Raw genomic sequence first — 20,710 nt, forward strand, 5'->3', positions numbered from 1 at the left:
CGGCGACATGATGCGTTCCCTGCTGCTCGCTGCTCGCATGATGCTGCGCGACCTGCGCGCAGGCGAACTGCACCTGCTCGGGCTGGCGATCGTGATCGCGGTGGCAAGCCTGACCAGCGTTGGCTTCCTGGCCGACCGCGTCGGTCGTGCGCTCGACCGCGAGGCCAACCAGTTGCTCGGCGGCGATCTCCTGCTGCGTGCCGACCGGCCGTGGCCGGCGGCGTTTGCCGACGAGGCGCGCGACCGTGGCTTGCAGGTCGCCACCACCGTGCTGTTCACCAGCATGGCGAGCACAGAGGAAACCGCGGCGCTGGCCGGCGTCAAGGTGGTGGAGGATGGCTACCCGCTGCGTGGCGCCATCCGTATCGCAGCGGGTCCCAACCAGGACGATGCCGTCGCGGGCAGGGTGCCGGCGCCGGGCGAGCTGTGGCTGGATGAGCGCCTGTTCGCCGAGCTTGGGGTCAAGGTCGGTGACGTGGTCGGCATGGGCGAGCTGGCGTTCCGCGTCGGCGCCATGGTGAGCTTCGAGTCCGACCGTGGCGCCAACTTCTTCAGCCTGCTGCCGCGGGCGATCTTCAACCTGGACGAGCTCGAGCGCACCGGCCTGATCGCCGAGGGCAGCCGTGCCACCTGGCGCCTGCACGTTGCTGGCGAGCAGGCCACGGTCGACGCCTATGAACGCTGGGCGCGCGACAACCTGGGGCGCGGGCAGGCGGTGGAGACGGTGGAGAACGCCCGCCCCGAAGTGCGCGCGGCACTCGACCAGGCGCAGCGCTTCCTGCGCCTCGCGGCCTTGCTGGCAGTGATCCTCGCCGCGGTAGCAGTCGGCTTGTCTGCGCGCCGCTTCATGGCACGCCACCTCGATGGCTGCGCGGTAATGCGCGTGCTCGGCGCGCGCCAGGCACAGGTGCTTGGCATCGTTGTCGGCGAGTTCCTGATCTTCGGCCTGGCTGCAGCGCTGGCCGGTACCGCCTTGGGTTGGAGCGTGCAATGGGGGCTGGCGGGCGGCCTGCGCGAGATCCTCGCTACCGAGCTGCCAGCCCCCTCCTTGCTGCCGATCGCGCATGGACTGGTGGTCGGCATGGCGCTGCTGGCGGGCTTCGTGCTGCCTCAGCTGCTGCGTCTGCACAAGGTCAGCACACTGAGGGTGCTGCGCCGCGAGTTCGACATCGCCGAACCGCTGTCGGGCGCGGCCTGGGCCTTCGGGCTGGCGGCCTTGCTCGGGTTGATCTTCTGGATCGCCGCCGATATGCGGCTTGGCCTGATGGTCGCACTCGGTTTTGCGCTCGCGCTCGGCGTGTTCGCGCTGGCGGCGTGGTGGGTGCTGCACCTGGCCGGGCGGCTGAAGGGGCAGGGCAGCCTGCGGGGCGGCGGCTGGCGTTACGGCGTGGCTGCGCTCGGCCGGCGCATGGGCGGCAGCGTCGTGCAGGCGGCGGCGCTCGGCCTGGGCATGACGGCGCTGCTGCTGCTGACCCTGGTGCGCGGCGACCTGCTCGACAACTGGCGCGCCATGGCGCCGGCGGATGCGCCCAACCGCTTCGTCATCAACATCCAGCCCGACCAGCGTCAGGGCGTGGCCGCGTTGTTCGGTGCCGAGGGGCTGCCCGAGCCGGCGATTCAGCCGATGATCCGTGGCCGCATGGTCGCCATCAACGGCACGCCGATCGCGCCCGAGGCGTTTGAGGACCAGCGCACCCGGCGGCTGGCAGAGCGCGAGTTCAACCTGTCCTATGCTGCCGCGCTGCCGGACGCCAACGTGGTCAGCGCCGGGCGCTGGCATGGCGCTGCGCGCGAGCCGCAGTTCTCGGTCGAAGTCGGCCTGGCGCAGACCTTCGGGCTCAAGCTCGGCGACCGCGTGACCTTCGAGATTGCCGGTGAGCGCGTCGAGGCTCCGATCACCAGCGTGCGCACGCTGGAGTGGGATTCGATGCGGGTCAATTTCTTCTTCATCGCCTCCGAGGGGCTGCTCGAGACGTATCCCGCCAGCCTGATCACCAGCTTCCATCTGCCCGCCGAGCGCCACGATTTCTCCACCCGGCTGATCAGCGCCTTCCCCAACCTCACCGTGATCGACATCGCCGCGGTGGTCGCCCAGGTGCAGTCGATGACTGACAAGCTGATCCTGATCGTGCAGTTCGTGTTCGGCTTTGCGGTGCTGGCGGGACTGGTGGTGCTGTATGCGGCCCTGCAGTCGACCCACGACGAGCGCGAGTACGAGCTCGCCATGCTGCGCACGCTGGGCGCGCGCAACCGCCAGGTTCGCCAGGCCTTGCTCGCCGAGTTCCTCGTGCTCGGCAGCGTGGCGGGCGTACTCGCGGGCGTGGGGGCGAGCGCGATCGGCTGGCTGCTCGCCGAGCAGGTTTTCCGCATGGCCTATGTCCCTGCGCTGGCGCCGGTCGTGGTGGCCGTGCTGCTGGGCACGGCTGGCGTGGTGGCCGGCGGCTGGCTGGGCACGCGCAAGCTGCTGTCGCGCCCGCCGCTGGCCAGCCTGCGTGCGCTGGCCTGAGGAGCGCCGGCTTGCAGATCGGGACGTTGACGCTGACCCAGGCGGAGATGCTGCTGGGTGGTTTGTTGCTGCTGGCGCTGATTGCGCTGGCGTGGTTGCTGGCGCGCAGCTTCGGCAGCGAGCGCCGTTTGCAGGGCGAGCTGTCCGAGGTGCTTGCCGAACAGCTCGAGCAGCGCCTTGGCGCGCAGCACCGCGAGATCCTGCGTGATCTGCATGAGGGTCTGGCGCGCCAGACCGATCGCATCGGCGACCACGCCCGTGCCGACCGCGAACTGCTGCAGCGCGGGCTTACAGCCGCCTCCATGCAGCTGTCGCGCGGCATGCAGGCGTTGACGCAGAGCGTCGACGGCCGCCTCGACACCTTGTCGGGCCAGGTCAGCCAGCGCCTGGACGAGGGCTTTCGAAAGACCAATGAGACCTTCGCCAGCGTGATGGCGCGCCTGGCCACCATCGACGAGGCGCAGAAGAAGATCGACGGCCTGACCACCAACGTGGTCAGCCTGCAGGCGCTGCTCGGCGACAAGCGCGCCCGCGGCGCCTTCGGCGAGGTCCAGCTCGAGGCCCTGGTGCAGAACATCCTGCCGCCCGATGCCTTTGCCTTCCAGGCAGCGCTGCCCAATGGCAGCCGTGTCGATTGCCTGCTCAGCCTGCCGGCGCCGACCGGGGATGTAGCGGTGGATGCCAAGTTCCCGCTCGAGAACTACCAGCGCATGTTCGATGCAGATGCGGGCGGGCTGGAGCGCCGCGCCGCGCAGACCGCCTTCCGCGCCGATGTGCGTCGCCATATCGACGCCATTGCCGACAAATACATCCTGCCCGGGGTGACCTCGGACGGTGCGGTGATGTTCCTGCCGGCCGAGGCAGTGTTCGCCGAGATCCATGCCTACCACCCCGAGCTCGTCGCCCACGCCCAGCAGCGCCGGGTGTGGATCGTGTCGCCGACCACGCTGATGGCGGTCCTCAACACCGCGCGTGCCGTGCTCAAGGACGTCGAGACGCGCAAGCAGATCCACGTCATCCAGGACGCGCTCGGCAAGCTGGCGAAGGATTTTCACCGCTTCGACGAGCGCATGGCGGCGCTCGCCCGCCACATCGAGCAGGCCAGCCGCGACGTGCAGGACGTGCAGACCTCCAGCCGCAAGATCAGCGCGCACTTCCAGAAGATCGAGTCGGTGCAGCTCGAAGACGGCGAGACTGGGGAGGCTCGCGGGGGCCGCCAAACTTGACCTCGAACAGGGAATGCGGAGCAGCCTTCCGTTAAGGTCGGCGGGGTCAAGAACCCGCCCGGATTGCCCCCACGATGTCTGACTTCCCTCTGCCGGTCCTCTTCATCATGGCTGTGTTCTTCTCCATGTGGATGATCATGCGCGTTTTTCACAAGCACGAGAAAGCCAAGCGCGCGCTCCCCGCGCTTGACGTTTACCTGCAGGCGCACGGCCAGGCGGAGCCCTCGTGTCATGCCTGCGGGGCTGTCGAGCTCAAGGAGGAAGGCCTTAGCCACGGCAAGGACAGCCAGCGCTTCGTGTCCTGCGCCAAGTGCAAGGCCCTGCTGTACCGCTTCGAGCGCCCACAGGCTGCCGAGGAAGCTGTGCCCGTCGATGCCCACTGGCGGCCGCTCGATTCGGCCGAGCGTCGCGAGTAGGGCAATCGCAGCGCGCAGGGTCGTATTTTGCGCTGGGTATGCGCTGCGTCGCCTTTAACCCCTCGCGGCTCGCGCCGCTCCCACAGCAAAGCCAAATGCACGCTGCGTCCCGTTTAGAAGCGGCGTAAGCCGCGAGCTTTCGAGCGCGGCGCCTCTGCTGCAGAGCCTCGCAGCCGGTGCAGATTCCACGTGCCTGAACGCGTGGCGTATTAACATGCGGCGTTCCCCATACCGACAAGGAGAGCTCGCATGGACCTCGGTACCCCGCTTTCACCCTCCGCGTTGCGCGTGATGCTGCTCGGCGCCGGCGAGCTTGGCAAGGAGGTGATCATCGCCCTGCAGCGCCTGGGCGTCGAAGTCATCGCCGTCGATCGCTACGCCAACGCACCCGGCCATCAGGTCGCCCATCGTGCCCATGTGATCCCGATGACCGACGGCGCGGCCCTGCGTGCGCTGATCGAGCAGGAGCGCCCGCACTTGGTCGTACCGGAGATCGAGGCCATCGCGACCGACATGCTCGCCGAGATCGAGGCCGCCGGCCTCGCCGAGGTCATTCCCACGGCGCGCGCCACCCAGCTCACCATGAACCGCGAGGGCATCCGCCGCCTGGCTGCCGAGACCCTGGGCCTGCCCACCTCGCCTTACCGCTTCGCCGATTCGCTCGACGAGTTGCGGGCTGCAATCGACGGCGGCATCGGCTATCCCTGCATCGTCAAGCCGGTGATGTCGTCCTCGGGTAAGGGGCAGTCGCTGCTGCGCGGGCCGGACGACGTGAAGAAGGCCTGGGACCATGCCGCGGCCGGCGGTAGGGTCAATCAGGGGCGCGTCATCGTCGAAGGCTTCATCGACTTCGAGTACGAGATCACCCTGCTCACGGTGCGTGCCCGTGATGCCGACGGCGAGGTCCGCACCTACTTCTGCGAGCCGATCGGCCATGTGCAGGTGGCGGGCGACTACGTCGAGTCGTGGCAGCCGCAGGCGATGAGCCCGGCGGCGCTGGCGCGCTCACAGGAGATCGCCGCTGCGGTCACGGGCAACCTGGGCGGACGCGGGCTGTTTGGCGTCGAGTTGTTCGTGCGCGGCGATCAGGTGTGGTTCTCCGAAGTGAGCCCACGGCCGCACGATACCGGCCTGGTCACGCTGTGCTCGCAGCGCTTCTCCGAGTTCGAGCTCCACGCACGTGCCATCCTCGGCTTGCCGGTGGATACCGCGCTGCGCGAGCCGGGTGCGTCGGCGGTGATCTACGGCGGCGTCGATGCCGGGTCGCTGCGCTACGAGGGCGTCGCCGAGGCGCTCGCCGTGCCGCGCAGCGACCTGCGCCTGTTCGGCAAGCCCGAGTCCTTCGTCAAGCGCCGCATGGGCGTCGCAGTCGCCAACGGCGCGGACGTCGAGGAGGCGCGTGTGCGCGCCAAGCGGGCAGCGGGCAGGGTCAGGCCGGTCGCGGGCTGAGCGGCCAGCGCCTGGTGCGTATATGCATGCGGCTGGCTTGCGCTTTGGCTGTGTCAGGGCGGGCTTGCAAACGCCTCGATGAGCAGCGGCGTGATGGCGTGCATGGGGCCGAAAGGCGTCGCTGGCGGCACCAGGCCGGGGACAAAGCCGGCGGCCTCGAAATGCGCCAACAGCCTGCGATTGTGGCTGACGATGTGGATGGGCACGTCCCATGGCTGATTCGGGCCGGTGACCGAGCCGATCGGCTGGTGGTCGCCGACGATGATCGTGAATAGATCGGCAGGCGCGTGGCGGCCGAGGTAGTCCGCCAGCCAGTCGAACTGGTAGCGCATCGAGGCCAGGTAGGCTGGCGTGGGGTTGGACCATGCCACGGCTACGCCTTCGGCGGCATCGCGCTCGTCGATGGTATAGGCGTCCGCGCCCAGCAGGCGTGACCAGTCAGCGGTGAAGGGCGGCAGTGCGCGGAAGGGCGCGTGCGTGGTCACGGTGGGAAACACCACCAGACGCGGCTGCCGGTGGCGGGGGCCGGCTTCTTGTTGAGACGCCGGGAGCGCCGAGAAATCCTTGCCGAACTCCTGGTGGTGGATGAGAGCCATCGAGGCCTGGTCGGGAATGCGCCAGAAGCCGAAGTGTGGTCCCTCGTAGCCGATGCGCTCGGCGTCGGCATAGCGGTCGAAACCGTAGAACTCGCCTTCCGGCCAGGCGCGCTGAATGCCAGGCAGCCAGCCTACGCTGCGGTAACCATGGGCGGCGAAGTGGCTCACAAGACTCGGCCGGCTGCTGGCGAGCAGCTGTTGGTAGTTGCGCGGATCACGAGTATCCATGCCCGCCAGCAGGCTGGCATGGGAAAGCCAGGACGCGCCGCCGAAGGTTGGCGCGACTAGCCGGGCGGACACGACATGGCGGTCGCCGGCGGCGATCGCAGCGGCGAGTTGTGCCCGTGACGGCGCCAGCGCCTCGGCAATGTCCGGCTTGTCGAACGTTATTGCGCCGTAGGCCTCGGCAAACACGATCAGCACGTCCGCTCCACCGAGCGCATCGACAGTGCCCGAGAAAACCGGCCCCGGGCCGAGGCGCCAGCCCTGGGCGTCGGCGGACAGCGCAAGCACAAGCAGGCGCGACTGTTCGGCGAGCAGGGCACTGACCGGTGGAGCGAGCAATGGGCGCAGCCGCTCGGGCTGCCATGGCTGGGCGACCGACAGCGCGCACACCGCGAGCCCGAGAAAGAGCAGCAGGCGCCGGGTGAGGTCGTGTTCCGCTGCGCGGACAAGTGGGAGCATGCACAGCCTCACGATCGCGTATAGCAGCGCCAACGCGAGTCCGGCGACGATCAGCGTGAGAGCAGTGGCGAAGGCCTTGTTCTCGACGCTCATCCTGATGACGGCCCATAGGTGCTGGCTGTCCCAGTAGGCGTTGAGTCGGCGGCCGAAGATCGATGGCACCGTGACGTTGATGTAGTGCATCACCACCCAGGTACTGCCGAGCGCTGCAAGTGCGCCAAGCATGCGTTGCCCGAGTGCGCCGCGCCAGCCGATCCAGATGGCGAGCGCCACCAGCAAGGCGGCAAGCTCAGTGGATAGCCGCCACTCGAGCCGCGGCCACAGGGTGGGCCACTCGTTGCCAAAGGTGAGCAGGAGGTTGAGCACGAACAGCGGCAGCACGACGAGGCCAAGCGCACGCGCACCAGCGGCGAACGCGGTTGCAGCTGCGGTGCGGACCGTGAGGTCTTCGTTGTCCCCCCGCCCGTACTCACCTTGCCGCGGCGCTTCATGCGATTGCCTGGTCATCACCGGCACCTGCTCACCGAGGCCGCCCCGATCCGGCTATGATCGGACGCAACCGATCTCTTCCCCCCAACTTTGCCGACATGGACAAAATCGCTGCGGTTTCGAACTGGCTCGACCTCACCCCGCAACAGATCCGTTGCCTTGCAGCCGAGGATGCGGTGGCGGTGCTGCCGTTGGCAGCGGTCGAGCAGCATGGCGAGCATCTGCCTCTGTCGACCGATCTCGATATTGCCGAGGGCTTGCTGCGTGCAGCCCTGCCGCAGCTTGACCCGCAGCGGCGGGTCTGCGTGCTGCCTGCCCTCGCCGTGGGCTTGAGCCTGGAGCACACTGCATTCGCGGGTACGCTGAGCCTGAGCCCGGAGTGTGCGCTGACCACCGTTTGCGAACTGGGCGATAGCGTGGCGCGCGCGGGGCTGCGGCGATTGGTGTTGTTCAACACCCACGGCGGCAACAAGGCTGTTGTGGATATGGCTGCGCTCAAGCTGCGAGCTGCGCATGGCATGCTGGTTGTACGCGCAAACTACTTCCGCTTCGCGCCCCCGGAGGACGCGCTGCCAGCGGCCGAGTTGCGCCACGGCCTGCATGGCGGCGCGCTGGAAACCGCGATGATGCTTCACCTTGCACCGCACAAGGTCAGGTGCGAGGTGCTGGCGAACCATGCCTCGCTCGGCCAGGCCATGGACGCCAAAGGCAGCCTGCTCGGGCCCGAGGGCGAGGCTGGCTTTGCCTGGATGGCGCAGGATCTCAACCCGCATGGGGTGACCGGCAACGCAACGCTCGCCGATGCGACGCTGGGGTCGCGCCTGGTCGAGCACTTTGCCGCTGCGCTCGTACGCGTGATCGAGGACGCCGCGGCCTTTGATCTCGAGTGCCTGAGCCGGGGCGGTTAAGGCCCGCGGCTGCGGCGGATGGGCGGCGTGCAGTCCCCGATTCACCGCGCCGCAACCCGCATACGAAAGATGTGCCTCAGGCGCCGCCAGCCGTGCCGGGCGCGGGCAGACGTTCGGGTTCGGCTGATGCCGGCTCGTCCTGCTCACTGAGCAGGTCGTGCAGCCAGTGACCGTGCCGATCTGCCTTGGTCTGCAGGTAGCGCTCGTTCTGGCGGGTGACGTCGCCGTAGATCGCCTGGCGCTCGACGACGTTGATGCCGGCGCGTTGCAGCGCCTCCACCTTGCTTGGGTTATTGGTCAGCAACATCACCTTGGCAATCCCGAGCTGATCGAGCATCTCGTGCGCGACTCGGAAATCGCGCTCGTCCTTGGAGAAGCCGATGACCTGGTCCGCATCGATCGTATCCAGGCCCTCGTCCTGCAGGCCGTAGGCGCGCAGCTTGTTGGCGAGCCCGATACCACGCCCCTCCTGAGAGAGATAGAGCAGGACGCCGCCGCCCTGTTCGTTGATCGCGGCCACGCCGCGGCGCAGCTGTTCGCCACAGTCGCAGCGCAGGCTGCCGAAAAGGTCGCCGGTGAGGCAGGATGAATGCAGGCGTACGGGCACGGCCTGCGGCCATCGGCCCGGGTCACCGATGACGATTGCCACATGCTCATGCACCCCATCGGCTTCGCGGAAAAGCACGAAGCGGCTGTTCTCGGCCTCGGCGAGCGGAACGCGGGCTTCGCTGACTCGGGTCAGCAGGCCAGGCCCACTTCTGCACAGGCGCAGCGCCTCGTCGGCCTCTACCGCCAGCAACTGGCCGCCGGCCAGCTCGTGCTCGACCGCACTACGCGCAGCCTCCGGCACGGCAAATGCCAGTGCGGCAGGGACAAGCTGGGCACGGGCAAGAAGACGCAGTGCCGCAAGATTGGTTTGGTCGGCGTCCACTACCTGGACGCCGTGGGGCAGTGCCGCCCCGCGCGTCCACGCCAGGGCACGCAGCTCACCTTCCATAGGCTGCTGATCGAAGACGAGGCTCACCGCCTCGGCCGTGACGACATGGCCGAGGGCAGCCATGCGGTGGCGGCTCAGCACGAGTGCGGCTGAGGCGCCCGTGAGTGTGCCGGCTGCAGAGAGCGTGGCGTCGCACAGGCCTTCGACCGCGAGCACGAGCGTCTGCGCGCCCTGGTGGCGCAACACGATGGGAAGTCCGCGTCGCAGGTCGAAAATGGCACGCTCGGCTTGGCGCATTCGGTGTTCTCCGTTCGGGTTATCGGGTTCATCATTGCGCAACTGCCGGACATGGCAACAGACTGTAGGCGCGAACCGCTTTGTTCAATGGATTCTGTATGGCGAGCTTACAACGCTCTCAAGATTGGGGCTGGTCCTGCATTCTTCAAGCGTGCACGCACGATTGGTCCGCGCAGCCCGAGACAAGTTTCCAGGCGGGCGGCGCCTGGCTCCGTGTGGTCGCGGGTGGTGGCTGGCGGTTCGACACCGTGGTCGATGCGGTGACGGAGGCCTTGCTCGACACCTTCCTGCCGCTGGTCGCCAGCTGCCGGCCGTGGACGGTCGCCCAGATCGGCCAGAGCCTGGATGGACGCATCGCCACTCAAAGCGGAGCCTCGCACTATATCAACGGAATCGAGGCCCGCACACACCTGCACCGCCTGCGCGCCGTGGCTGATGCGGTGGTGGTCGGTGTGGGCACGCTCAATGCGGATGACCCACTGCTTACGGTGCGCCATGTCAGCGGCCCACAGCCGCTGCGGGTAGTGCTCGATCCCAGCGGCCGCGCCGCGCCGCAGGCGCGCATGTTTGCCGATGGTAGCGGAGCCTGCCTGCTGATTCGGGGCGAGGGCGCGGGTGAGGTGAGGGCAGAGGGTCAAGTCCGTATGCTGCGTTTGCCGACCCGAGAGGGACGCTTTGCCCCGGCTGAAGTGGTGCAGGCGCTCCATGCCGAGGGATGCAGGCGTGTGCTGGTCGAGGGCGGCGGCTTGACGGTATCGGGCTTCCTGGAGGCAGGCGTGCTCGACCGCCTGCATGTGCTGGTGGCGCCGATGCTCATCGGCTCGGGCCGGCCAGGGCTCAGCCTGCCGGTCATCGATACGCTCGAAGGCGCGTTGCGGCCGCGCTGCCGCTACTTTGCCTGCGGCGATGACGTGCTGTTCGACCTCGACTTCGGCGACGAGCGCGGTATTTAGCGGCGCTGCCGGAACAGCACCAGCGCGCCTGGCAGGCTGGACAGCAGCACGACCACGCCATAGGCGATCGCAATCGCGACGCCCTGCGCGGGGTCCAGTCCGGCGGCCGACCATAGCAGGGCCGCAGCACCTTCACGCACGCCCCAGCCGGCAATCGACAGCGGCAGCGCCATCGCCAGCAACACCCAGGGGATCAGCGGCAGGGCCTCGCCGGGGTGGGTGGCTGAGCCAAGCATGAGCAGGCAGCACAGGTACACAGCCACATAGCTGACAACGATCAGGAGCGATGCGAGCAGCTGCTTGAGCAACACCTTGCGTGCAAACAGTGCCTGCCTGAGCGCGGTGGTCAGGCTCGCAAGCACGGCGGGGCGTCGACGCCACAGCCAGCCGAGTGTAAATGCCATGAGCGCCGCAATGAGTGTCGTCATGGCGAACGTCGTCATCGAGCGCGCCGCGCTGCTGTCCGAGTCAAGCACGTGAGCCAGTGCGGCGCGCAGGCTCGGTGCGGTGACGAGCGCCAGCAAGGCGACCAGAAGCAGCGCGAACTGACCGGAAACGCGCTCGATCAGCACCGCGTGCCAGGCCGAGGTGCCGCGCCCTGCTGTGCCGGTGGTCGTACGTGCGTGTCGCCACGCGCGGTTGGCATCGCCCATGACGCCTCCGGGCAGCAGCTGGTTGAGGAGGGTGGCCAGGTAGTACTCGGCGAGTGCCGTCCTGAAACCGAGCGGCACGCCAAGCTGCTGTGCCGTCAGCTGCCAGCGCCAGGCCGACAGCGCAACCTGGGGCAGGCTCAGCGCCAGCGCCAGCGCCAGCCAGCCGGGGTGAGGGGCGGAAAGTGCAGCCAGCAGGGTAGAGGGCTTCAGCCACAGCACGAGCGCGACCAGCAGGCCGCAACTGAAGGCAACGCGCAGCGCAGGCAACAGGCGGACGAGGCGGCGGTGCGTGGGCTTGGCAGTGCGTTCGTGTATCGGTAATCCGGGTAGTCCGCCGTCCGCCGCCGCGCCGGCGCCCCTTCGCTGCGTATCCATCGCCCTGGCCTGGCTCAAGTGCTTGACCGCGGCGGGCTTGCGAACAGGTCGACGTGGCCGACGACGAGGCGACCACTGTTTCCGGCACACCAGGCTTGGCGACGCGCATGCCAGCGCCGGATGCGCTCGGCCATGGCCGGCAACTGCGCACATGCGGCCTCACGCCAGCCATCGATGAGGGTGCGGGCCAGCTGTGACTGCCTTGAGTCATCGAGCTGCAGTTGCCAAGGGCTGGCTGCAAGCTCGACGTCAAAGCCGCGAGTGCGCAATGCGGTGGCGAGGCAGGCCGCAGCGTCCGGCCCGAGTGCGGCCCCGATGCCCTTGTTGCCACGCTGGTGCGCATTGAAGGCTTCGTTCACCACGGGGTCGTCCACGTCCGTGTCCGCCTCCCACACCGGCACGCCGGCTGCGCTGGACTCGGGGGTGCACAGGCGCTCGAAGCGCCAGCTGCCATCCACGCTCAGGGTGACGAACACCGCGCTGCCGTGAGCGTCGCAGGCGGCGGCAAGACGCTCGATCCAGGTTGCGTCGACCAGGTCGAGCAGCGCCGAGGCGCACACCAGGTCGGCCTCGCCGATCGTGAGTTCATCCAGCGTAGCGAGGTCCTGCAGCCGGGTGTGTACGCTCACCGGCTTGCCTTCGGCGTCACATAGTGAGGCGCAAGCATGTCGCGCATGTACGAGCAGTGCGTTGTCGCGGTCTACCAAGGTCCACCGTTGGAGGCCAGGCAGTCGGGGGGCAAGGTGCGCAGGGTTGGCGCCGCTGCCGCTGCCCAGGTCCACGAGATGCAGCGCACGCGGGCTGCCGCCGCGGCGAGCGTCGAGCCAGGCGCAGGCGCGCGCTTCGAGCGCATGTGCGCGGGCGGCGGTATCGGCCGGGCGTCGCAGCGCAAGCCAGTCGATGCTGAAAACCGCATCGGTATGCATGCCCTCTTGTCCGTGGCGATCGCCGGCTTTGGCTTGGTCGCTATGCATGGCGTCCTTGCGCTAGGTGGTTCGTAGCTGCGTGGCGGTCGAGTGCGGTGGCGAACTCGAAGCCTGCACGCGTCCAGTCGCGCAGGCCGGAACGGGCGCGGCGGGCGCCATCGCGAAGTTGCAGCCTGTGCTCGCGGTTGCTGAGCAAGGCACGCAGCGCGCTGGCGAAGGCATCGACGTCATCGACCGGCATCGCCAGCCCGGCTCCATGCGGCAGGGTTTCGCCCAGAGCGCCACCCGAAGTGGTCAGTACCGGCAGTCCGGCGGCGACTGCCTCGGTGATGACCATGCCGTAGCCCTCGTAACGCGAGGGCAACACGAAAAGGTCGGCTGCGGCGTAGGCTGCGCAGAGCGCATCATCCGTACATTCGCCGCTTAGCCGGACGCGCCCGTCGAGGCCGGCAGCGGCGATCTGAGCGGCGATCGTGCCCGCATGCACGGGGTCGCGTGCGAGGCTGCCGATGCAGTCGCACTGCCAGTCGAGGTCGGCAACACGCGCGAGTGCCGCCACCAGCAGCCCGTGGCCCTTGCGCGGGGTCAGGCTGGCTACGCACAGGAGCTTGGGTATGTCGGCATCAGCCGCGGCGAGGGGCAAGGCGCGTACCCCCGGCTCGACCACCTGCAGGCGGTTGGGTCGCACGCCGAAATGCGCAAGCCGCCGTGCGGTGTGGCGGCTGGTAGTGATGATGGTACGGGCTGCGGCCAGGGCTGCGCGCTCCGAGGCCAGAAGGCAGCGTTGCAGCGTGGTGCATAGTCCGCCTTCGTCGGCCAGCGGGTGGTGGATGAGGGCGATGAGGTCCAGGCGACCGGCGTGGGCATGCGCAAGCTCAGGTAGCCCACCCAGAGCAAGTCCGTCGATGACCACCTGGCGGCCCGCAGGCAGCGCCGACAATGTGGCATCGAAGGCTTCGCGCGCTTGGGCATCGGCGTCGGGGAAGCGCCCGGGCAGCCCGTGCACGGTGACCGTCCAGCCCTGTGCGCGCAGCGAGGCAGCGATGTTTGCGTCGTACAGGTAGCCGCCGGTGAGCTGGGCGGGGTCGCCCGGGACGACGAGATCGACGCGGCGGCTCATGGAGATCGGTCCCATGTCAAGGCTGGCGTCTGGTTCAAAGCCCGCCCTCATAGGCTGCCCAGGCGATGTGCGATTCGTGCAGGGTGACCTTCAGCCGCTCGAGCCCGCGCGCGCCCTCGCCAAGGCGGCCGCTGCGGACGGCTGCGGCCATGCGCTCGAAGATCACCCGTGCCATGAACTCGGTGGTGGTGTTGCGGCCGCTGAAGGCCGGCTCATCGTCGAGATTGCGGTAATTGAGTTCGGCGAGCACCGCCTTTAGCGTATCGCTGGCGAGACCGATGTCGACCACCAGGCCATCGGCGTCGAGCTCGGGGCGCTGAAAGCATGCATCAACGACATAGGTGGCACCGTGGACGCGCTGGGCGGGGCCGAAAACCTCGCCCTGGAAACTGTGGGCGATCATGATGTGATCGCGGACGCTGAGGCTGTACATGCAGGTGCTCCGGTTGGTCAGTCATAGCGGATGCGCTCGCACAGGGCGCCAGCCGGCGTGTGCGCCAGGCGTGCCATGAGTGCGGGCAGGGCTGCGAAAGGGTGCTCGCCGCTGATCAGTGCATCGAGCCGATCGTCGACGAGTAGCGCGAGCGCGAGTTCCAGGCGGCGGCGGTAGTCCCAGCGCGGCGCGCGCGGCGCAGTGATATGGCCGACCTGGCTGGCGCGCAGGACGAGCCGGCGCGAATGAAAGGCGGCGCCGAGGGCGAGCGTGGCGTTGCGCTGGCCGTACCAGCTCACCTCGATGATGCTGGCCTCCTGGCCGGCGAGTTCGAGCGCTTGCGCGAGGCCGGCTGGATTGCCGCTGGCGTGAAAGACAAGGTCGCATTCCGGGCGCGCCGCCCCGGGTGCGCGATGGACGAGGCCGAGCGCCGTGGCGAGCGCTGCACGCTCGGCGTCGACATCGATCAGTTCTACCTCGGTGCCGGGGATGCGTGCACACAGCCAGGCGATCAAGGTGCCGACCACGCCGGCGCCGATCACCGCGATACGGTCGCCGACGGCTGGGCTGCCGTCCCAACAGGCGTTGATCGCCGTCTCCATGTTTGCGGCAAGTACCGCACGCGCGGGTGGCACTCCGGGGGGGAGCGCCAGCACGGCGCTGGCAGGGACGATGTAGCGCTGCTGATGGGGGTGCAGGCAGAAAACGGTCTGCCCCCGGAGCGCGGCGGCCTGGGAGCCGATGCCGTCCTCGACGATGCCGACACTGATGTAACCGTACTTGACTGGCCCGGGAAACTCGCCCTCCTGGAAAGGCGCACGCATGCGCTGGTATTCCGAGCGCGGAACCTCGCCACGGAACACCAGGCTTTCGGTGCCGCGGCTGATCGCGCTGTACAGCGCGCGCACCAGAACGTCGCCGTCGGCGAGCGGCGGCAGTGGCGCGGGGCGAAGCTCGCCCCGATCCGGTGGCAGGCTCCAGAACGCGAGGTTGGGAACGGGCATGCGTAAATTGGTCGCGCGGGCGAACCCGATGCGTAATCTGGTGATCGAAAGCGGTATGTTAGCAGGCGGCTCGCGGGTCCTCGCGGGCCAGCGGGCGACGGTGTCGGGAGCGGTCAGTCGTGGCGACAAGTGGGAGGTGAAGCGTGCAGCGTGGTGGCCTCGGCGAGGTGTCGAGCGGGAGGGGGTACATGCCAAGGCTCTGGCAGGAGTTGGGGCTCGCACTGCTGATGTTGCTGGGCGGAGGCATCGTGGCTTGCGTCTTCGCTGCCATGCCGGTGCAAGCGCTGGTGGGTGCGACGGTGGCGCTCGCAGTCATCGTCCTGCTGCTCGCCCGCTTCTGGGGGGATCCCCAGCGCAGTCTGGGGCCCGCCAATCAGGTCACGCTGGTGCGCGCAGTGCTGGTGTGCATGCTGGTCGGGGCGCTGTTCGCGCCTGCCTGGGGGGCACAATGGGCGTGGCTGCTGGCCGCCATCAGTATGCTGGCGCTGGTGCTGGATGGCGTCGACGGCTGGGTGGCACGACGCTGGCGCTGCGCCAGTGCGTACGGGGCACGCTTCGACATGGAACTCGATGCCCTGCTGATCCTCGTCCTTTGTGCGCACCTGTTGCAGATGGGCAAGGCCGGGTCCTGGGTGCTCGCGATCGGACTGATGCGTTACGGCTTCGTCGCCGCCATGCTGCGCTGGCCGTGGTTGGGCGCTCCCTTGCCCGACAGCGACAGGCGCAAGCTGGTGTGCGTCGTGCAGGTCGCGAGCCTGCTTCTATGCCTGCTGCCGCTGGTCGACGCCTCGTTGGCGACGGCCTTGCTGTTGCCCGCGCTGGCGTTGCTGGCGTGGTCCTTCGCGGTCGATGTGCACTGGCTGCACCGCGCAGTCCGGGGCGGGACCGCTGACAACCGGAGGAGAGAAGGATGAAGACCGAACCGATCCGCTGTGCCCGCAACGCCCTGATCGGCGCCGCGACGCTGCTCGCCGCGGCGTTAGCGAGCCCTGCATGGGCGCAGTCGCACAGTTACCGTATCGACCCCGACCACTTTGCGATCGCCTTCAAGGTCGATCACATCGGCTACGCCAAGGTGATAGGCCTGTTTCAGAAAGCCAGTGGCAACTTCGTCTACGACGAGCAAACCCGTGCGCTGAGTTCGGGGCGTGTCGTGGTGAGCGCCGATAGCGTGTTCAGCAACCACGGCGCACGCGATCGCCATGTTCGCGACAGCGATTTCCTCGACGCCAAGCGCTTCCCCGAGATCGTCTTCGAGGCGACCGCGTTCGAGCCCAACGCAGACAACACCGGCAAGCTCAGCGGCAAGCTGACCCTGCTCGGCCAGACCCACCCGGTGACCCTCGAGGTGGCGCTGAACAAGGCAGCGGTGTATCCGTTCGGGCACCGCAAGCATACGTTGGGCATCTCGGCGCGCACCACGCTGCTGCGCAGCCAGTGGGGCATGACCTACGGCATCGAGCGCGGCATGGTCGGCGACGAGGTCGAACTGCTGTTCGAACTGGAGGCGATCCGCGAGTGAGCGGGCTTGGGCGGCGGACGGGGGCGTCTCAGCCGCCTATGTAGGACATCTCGATCTTGCGCAGGGCTGCGGTCTCGGCCGTGCGGATCTCCGAGTAGCGGTCGTCGCGCTGCTGCCACACCTGGGCGATCGCGGCATCGAGGCGGGCGTCGACGCTTGCCGCCTCGTCCGCGCTGCGCAACAGGGCGCGCAGGTCATGCCCCGCCTGCGCGAACAGGCAGGTGTAGAGCTTGCCCTCGGTCGACAGGCGGATGCGCGTACAGGTGGAGCAGAAGGCCTGGGTGACCGAGGAAATCACGCCGATCTCGCCCGCTCCATCCTTGTAGCGCCAGCGCTCGGCAACTTCGCCCTCGTAGTTGGGGTCGATCGGCTCGAGCGGATGGACGCGGTCGATGCGCCCGATCACGTCCCGCGAGGGCAGCACTTCGTCCATCTTCCAGCCGTTCGACGCGCCGACGTCCATGAACTCGATGAAGCGCAGGATGTGCCCACTGTGGCGGAAGTGGGTCGCCATTGCCTCGATATCGCTGTCGTTGGTGCCGCGCTTGACCACCATGTTGACCTTGATCGGCCCGAGACCGGCCGTACGCGCGGCCTCGATACCTTCGAGAACCTTCTCTACCGGGTAGTCGGCGTCGTTCATGCGCCGGAACAGCGTGTCGTCCAGTGCATCAAGGCTGACCGTGACCCTGTGCAGACCCGCGTTCCTGAGCCTTTGCGCCAGCTTGGGCAGCAGCACGCCGTTGGTAGTCAGTGTGATCTCGACGCCGTCGAGCCTGGCCAGCATGCCGATCAGACGGTCGATGTCCTTGCGCAGCAGCGGTTCGCCACCGGTGATGCGGATCTTGCGCACGCCGCGGGCAACGAACAGCTGCGCCACGCGAACGATCTCCTCGAACGACAGCAAGTCTGCCCGTGGCAGAAAGGGGTAGTCATCACCGAACACCTCGCGCGGCATGCAGTACACGCAGCGGAAGTTGCAGCGATCTGTGACCGAGATGCGCAGATCACGCACATTGCGCCCGCGCCGGTCGAACAGGGCAAGACCGGGAGCGGGCCTGTTTGCAGGGTCGGCAGGCGAGGGCGCCGCCGCTGCGTGCTGGATCGGGATGACTTTCATGGTCGTTGCGCAGTGGTGTGACTGGATTATCGGCACGCTGGCGCGGGGGTGCAAGGCTGGTTGGGAGGGCTGGTGCCACATGCGACCTCCACGGGCAGCGGGCCGCGCTCAATGAGCCGGCGGAGCCAGGGTGTATCATGGCGCGCCGACGCGACTTGCGGCATCTGGAGAATACTCGAACATGGCCGACCTCGTGCCACTGCCGGCAACGGCACTGCGTAAGCACTGCACCCCCGATTCACTTGGTTTCGATACCACCGAGGCGCTCGCCGACCATGCCGGCGACCTTGGCCAGGAGCGCGCCGTGGAGGCGATTCGCTTCGGGCTGGCGATGGGACACACCGGATACCACGTGTTCGTGCTCGGCGAGGCGGGCAGTGGCAAGCATGCAACCACCTTTCGCCTGCTGCGCGAACGTGCGGCGAGCGAGCCGGTACCGCCCGACCTGTGCTATCTGCACAACTTCGACGAATCGCTCAAGCCGCGCCTGCTCACCCTGCCCGCCGGGCGGGGCGCAGCGCTGCGGGCGCACATGCAGACCTTCATTCGCGATCTCGGCCCGGCGCTTGCTGCAGCGCTGGACAGCGATGCGCACAGCGAGCGTGTCGAGGCCCTGCAGAACGCGCACAAGGCACGCGAGGAGGGGGCTCTGCGCGAGCTGGGGCAGGCCTGTGCCGCGGAGCAGATATCGTTGTTGCAGACCCCGGAAGGCTTTGTCTTCGCGCCGATCCGCGACGGCGAGGTGATGTCGCCAGAAGCCTTCGAGGCCTTGCCCGAGGCCGAGCGTGACCAGATCGAAGCGCGCGTGACGGCCTGGAGCGAGAAGCTCGAGGACCTGCTCAACGACTTCCCGGGCTGGCGCAAGGCGGTGCGCGAGTCGATCGAGCGCGCCGAGCACGAGGTCTTGGGGCCTGCCGTGTCCCACCTGCTGCGTGAGGTGCGCGAGGCGCATGCCGACTTGCCCGAGGTGCTGGCCTTCGTCGATGCCGTGCAGCACGATGTGCTCGACAGCGCGATCAAGGGCACCATGCTCGAAGAGGATGAGGACGATGTCTCCGAGCCGGAGGAGAGCACGCGTTACCACCGCTACCAGGTCAAGCTGCTGGTCGATCATTCGGCCTCGCAAGGGGCGCCGGTGGTGTTCGAGAACAATCCTGGCTATGGCAACCTGATCGGCCGGATCGAGCATGTGGTGCAGCAGGGCAACCAGGTCAGCCACTTCAACCTGATCCGTGCCGGGGCGCTGCACCGCGCGAATGGCGGTTACCTGGTTCTCGACGCCGAGCGCCTGCTGTCGCAGCCATTCGCATGGGAGGGGCTCAAGCGCTGCCTGCGTGCGGGAGAGATCCGCATCGAGCCGCCTGCCGAGGCGCAAGGCTGGAGTGGTGCGCTGACCTTGGAGCCGCAGGCAGTGCCGAGCGCACTCAAGGTCGTGCTGATCGGCGATCGTGACGTGTATTACCTGCTCATGGAGCACGATCCCGAGTTTGCCGACCTGTTCAAGGTCGCAGCCGATTTCAACGACGATCTCCCGCGTACGCCGGAGAACGAGCGCGAGTATGCGCGCCTGATCGCGCTGCTCGTACGCAGCGCCGGCCTGCTGCCCTTCGACAGCAGCGGTGTCGCCCGCCTTGTCGAGGAGGCCTCTCGCCTCGCCGAAGATTCCGGCCGCCTGTCGCTGAACACCCGTTCGCTGTCGGATCTGATGCGCGAGGCCGACCACCATGCCCGGCTCAAGCGGCGAGACACGAGCACGCGCGTCGAGGTGGAGGATGCACTGGCGGCGCGCGTGCGTCGCTGCAGCCGTTATCCGACCCGGGTGCGCGAATCCATCCTTGACGGTACGACGCTGATTTCCACCGATGGCGAGCGTGCCGGCCAGATCAACGGATTGGTCGTTGTCGAACTCGCCGGCGAACGCTTCGGCCATCCGGTGCGCATCACTGCCACGGTGCGTATGGGCGAGGGCGACGTGGTCGATATTGAACGTGAGACCGAACTCGGCGGCGCCATCCACTCCAAGGGGGTGCTCATCCTGTCCGCCTTTCTCGCCGCACGTTACGCCCGTCACCAGCCCTTGTCGCTGTCGGCGAGCCTGGTATTCGAGCAGTCCTACGCGCCGGTCGAGGGCGACTCTGCCTCGCTTGCCGAGTTGTGCGCGCTATTGTCGGCGCTGACGCAGATTCCGATCCAGCAGCGCTTCGCGATCACTGGCTCGGTGAACCAGTTTGGTGAGGTGCAGGTAATTGGTGGCGTCAACGAGAAGATCGAGGGCTTTTTCGACCTGTGCAGTGCCCGCGGCCTGGATGGCTCGCACGGGGTGGTGATCCCCGCGGCCAGCGTACGCCACCTGATGTTGCGCGAGGACGTCGTGCAGGCGGCTGCCGCAGGCCGGTTCCACATCCACGCCGTGTCGACGGTGGACGAGGCGATGACCGTACTGACCGGTGTCGAGGCGGGCGAGCCGGACGCAAAGGGCGTGATCCCCAAGGGTACCCTCAACCACAAGGTTGCGACGGTACTGGCCGAAATGACTGCGGCCCGCCATGCTTATGCAGACGGCGAGGGTTCCGCGGGTTCGCGCCAGCATCGGCGGCGACACGGGGTGTGATTGGAGGGGGGCTCGCTCCCCGACCGGGGCTCGTCGCGAGTCCCGTGAGCCTTACTCGGCTCACCCAGGCCCCGAGGCCCAGGCGTTCAGCTGGTCGGTGTTGTTGCCTCGAAGTCACTGACCTTCGGGGTTGGAAAAGCAAGCAAAAAAGCCAACCCCGAAGGATTGGCTTTTTTGCTTGATGCTGGCTCCCCGACCTGGGCTCGAACCAGGGACCTACGGATTAACAGTCCGGCGCTCTACCGACTGAGCTATCGGGGAATTACCTTTTGCAGCCTACTGCTGCGACCTGCTGTTCCTTGGAGAAACACCAAGTCCTAAAACTTGGCTCCCCGACCTGGGCTCGAACCAGGGACCTACGGATTAACAGTCCGGCGCTCTACCGACTGAGCTATCGGGGAACAGAGGCGCGCATTTTAGGCATAGGGCGCGCCTTCGTCAAGGCGAAGAAGCGTTTTTTTGCTGCTCCGTCGCCTTGGTGCGAT

Annotated in this window: 17 protein-coding genes and 2 tRNA genes; 9 read left to right on the forward strand and 10 right to left on the reverse strand. The window is 67.8% G+C overall.

What is annotated here, in order from left to right:
* The first annotated feature begins 7 nt into the window (after positions 1-7).
* From P7F68_RS08505 to purT, 4 genes are all read left to right on the forward strand, one after another.
* Positions 8-2,506: an ABC transporter permease gene (locus tag P7F68_RS08505; RefSeq protein WP_277832296.1), complete on the forward strand. Its 2,499-nt coding sequence runs from the start codon at positions 8-10 to the stop codon at positions 2,504-2,506.
* A 17-nt stretch (positions 2,507-2,523) separates the two neighbouring features.
* Positions 2,524-3,732, forward strand: a complete 1,209-nt coding sequence (locus P7F68_RS08510; protein WP_277832407.1) for a DNA recombination protein RmuC — start codon at positions 2,524-2,526, stop codon at positions 3,730-3,732.
* 74 nt (positions 3,733-3,806) lie between these two features.
* Positions 3,807-4,148: a hypothetical protein gene (locus P7F68_RS08515; protein WP_277832299.1), complete on the forward strand. Its 342-nt coding sequence runs from the start codon at positions 3,807-3,809 to the stop codon at positions 4,146-4,148.
* 249 nt (positions 4,149-4,397) lie between these two features.
* A complete protein-coding gene (gene purT, locus P7F68_RS08520; protein ID WP_277832301.1) occupies positions 4,398-5,597 on the forward strand; it encodes a formate-dependent phosphoribosylglycinamide formyltransferase in 1,200 nt (399 codons plus the stop codon).
* A 53-nt stretch (positions 5,598-5,650) separates the two neighbouring features.
* On the opposite strand, the gene P7F68_RS08525 is transcribed toward purT, so the two are convergent.
* Positions 5,651-7,384: an alkaline phosphatase family protein gene (locus P7F68_RS08525; RefSeq protein ID WP_277832303.1), complete on the reverse strand. Its 1,734-nt coding sequence runs from the start codon at positions 7,382-7,384 to the stop codon at positions 5,651-5,653.
* An 80-nt stretch (positions 7,385-7,464) separates the two neighbouring features.
* Between P7F68_RS08525 and P7F68_RS08530 the strand changes: the two genes are divergently transcribed.
* Positions 7,465-8,274, forward strand: coding sequence for a creatininase family protein (locus P7F68_RS08530; protein WP_277832304.1), 810 nt, complete (start codon positions 7,465-7,467; stop codon positions 8,272-8,274).
* 76 nt (positions 8,275-8,350) lie between these two features.
* On the opposite strand, the gene ribA is transcribed toward P7F68_RS08530, so the two are convergent.
* The gene (gene ribA, locus P7F68_RS08535; RefSeq protein WP_277832306.1) at positions 8,351-9,508 is read right to left on the reverse strand and encodes a GTP cyclohydrolase II; all 1,158 of its coding nucleotides are present in this window, start codon (positions 9,506-9,508) and stop codon (positions 8,351-8,353) included.
* A 215-nt stretch (positions 9,509-9,723) separates the two neighbouring features.
* Between ribA and P7F68_RS08540 the strand changes: the two genes are divergently transcribed.
* Complete coding sequence (locus P7F68_RS08540; RefSeq protein ID WP_277832308.1) at positions 9,724-10,461, forward strand: RibD family protein; 738 nt, start codon at positions 9,724-9,726, stop codon at positions 10,459-10,461.
* Here the strand turns inward: P7F68_RS08540 and P7F68_RS08545 are convergent.
* Genes P7F68_RS08545 through P7F68_RS08565 form a run of 5 tightly spaced genes read right to left on the reverse strand, consistent with a single transcriptional unit; the run spans position 10,458 to position 14,972 of the window.
* On the reverse strand, positions 10,458-11,489 hold the full coding sequence (locus P7F68_RS08545) for a lysylphosphatidylglycerol synthase transmembrane domain-containing protein (protein ID WP_277832310.1): 1,032 nt from the start codon (positions 11,487-11,489) through the stop codon (positions 10,458-10,460). The two genes, P7F68_RS08540 and P7F68_RS08545, sit on opposite strands and share 4 nt — an antisense overlap.
* 14 nt (positions 11,490-11,503) lie before the next feature.
* Entirely contained in the window at positions 11,504-12,415 is a 912-nt protein-coding gene (locus P7F68_RS08550; protein ID WP_277832312.1) for a class I SAM-dependent methyltransferase, read from the reverse strand.
* A gap of 40 nt (positions 12,416-12,455) precedes the next feature.
* Positions 12,456-13,535: a glycosyltransferase family 4 protein gene (locus P7F68_RS08555; protein ID WP_277832314.1), complete on the reverse strand. Its 1,080-nt coding sequence runs from the start codon at positions 13,533-13,535 to the stop codon at positions 12,456-12,458.
* 34 nt (positions 13,536-13,569) lie between these two features.
* Positions 13,570-13,968: a 6-pyruvoyl trahydropterin synthase family protein gene (locus P7F68_RS08560; RefSeq protein ID WP_002940494.1), complete on the reverse strand. Its 399-nt coding sequence runs from the start codon at positions 13,966-13,968 to the stop codon at positions 13,570-13,572.
* 17 nt (positions 13,969-13,985) lie between these two features.
* Positions 13,986-14,972, reverse strand: coding sequence for a zinc-dependent alcohol dehydrogenase (locus P7F68_RS08565; protein WP_277832318.1), 987 nt, complete (start codon positions 14,970-14,972; stop codon positions 13,986-13,988).
* A 188-nt stretch (positions 14,973-15,160) separates the two neighbouring features.
* Here P7F68_RS08565 and P7F68_RS08570 point away from each other — a divergent pair, with 188 nt between their 5' ends.
* Both P7F68_RS08570 and P7F68_RS08575 read left to right on the forward strand, forming a co-directional pair.
* Positions 15,161-15,886, forward strand: a complete 726-nt coding sequence (locus P7F68_RS08570; RefSeq protein ID WP_270067991.1) for a CDP-alcohol phosphatidyltransferase family protein — start codon at positions 15,161-15,163, stop codon at positions 15,884-15,886.
* A complete protein-coding gene (locus tag P7F68_RS08575) occupies positions 15,883-16,494 on the forward strand; it encodes a YceI family protein (protein WP_277832320.1) in 612 nt (203 codons plus the stop codon). The genes P7F68_RS08570 and P7F68_RS08575 overlap by 4 nt, the downstream gene beginning before the upstream one ends.
* 28 nt (positions 16,495-16,522) lie before the next feature.
* Here P7F68_RS08575 and moaA read toward each other — a convergent pair whose 3' ends face one another.
* The gene (gene moaA / locus P7F68_RS08580) at positions 16,523-17,614 is read right to left on the reverse strand and encodes a GTP 3',8-cyclase MoaA (RefSeq protein WP_277832322.1); all 1,092 of its coding nucleotides are present in this window, start codon (positions 17,612-17,614) and stop codon (positions 16,523-16,525) included.
* Between the two features lie 181 nt (positions 17,615-17,795).
* On the opposite strand from moaA, the gene P7F68_RS08585 reads away from it, so the two are divergent.
* Complete coding sequence (locus tag P7F68_RS08585; protein WP_277832324.1) at positions 17,796-20,225, forward strand: Lon protease family protein; 2,430 nt, start codon at positions 17,796-17,798, stop codon at positions 20,223-20,225.
* A 185-nt stretch (positions 20,226-20,410) separates the two neighbouring features.
* Here the strand turns inward: P7F68_RS08585 and P7F68_RS08590 are convergent.
* Positions 20,411-20,486 (reverse strand) — tRNA-Asn (locus P7F68_RS08590).
* Positions 20,487-20,550: 64 nt separating this feature from the next.
* Positions 20,551-20,626 (reverse strand) — tRNA-Asn (locus P7F68_RS08595).
* Positions 20,627-20,710 lie beyond the last annotated feature (84 nt).

It is taken from the genome of Thauera mechernichensis (assembly GCF_029588855.1).
Taxonomy (GTDB): domain Bacteria; phylum Pseudomonadota; class Gammaproteobacteria; order Burkholderiales; family Rhodocyclaceae; genus Thauera; species Thauera mechernichensis.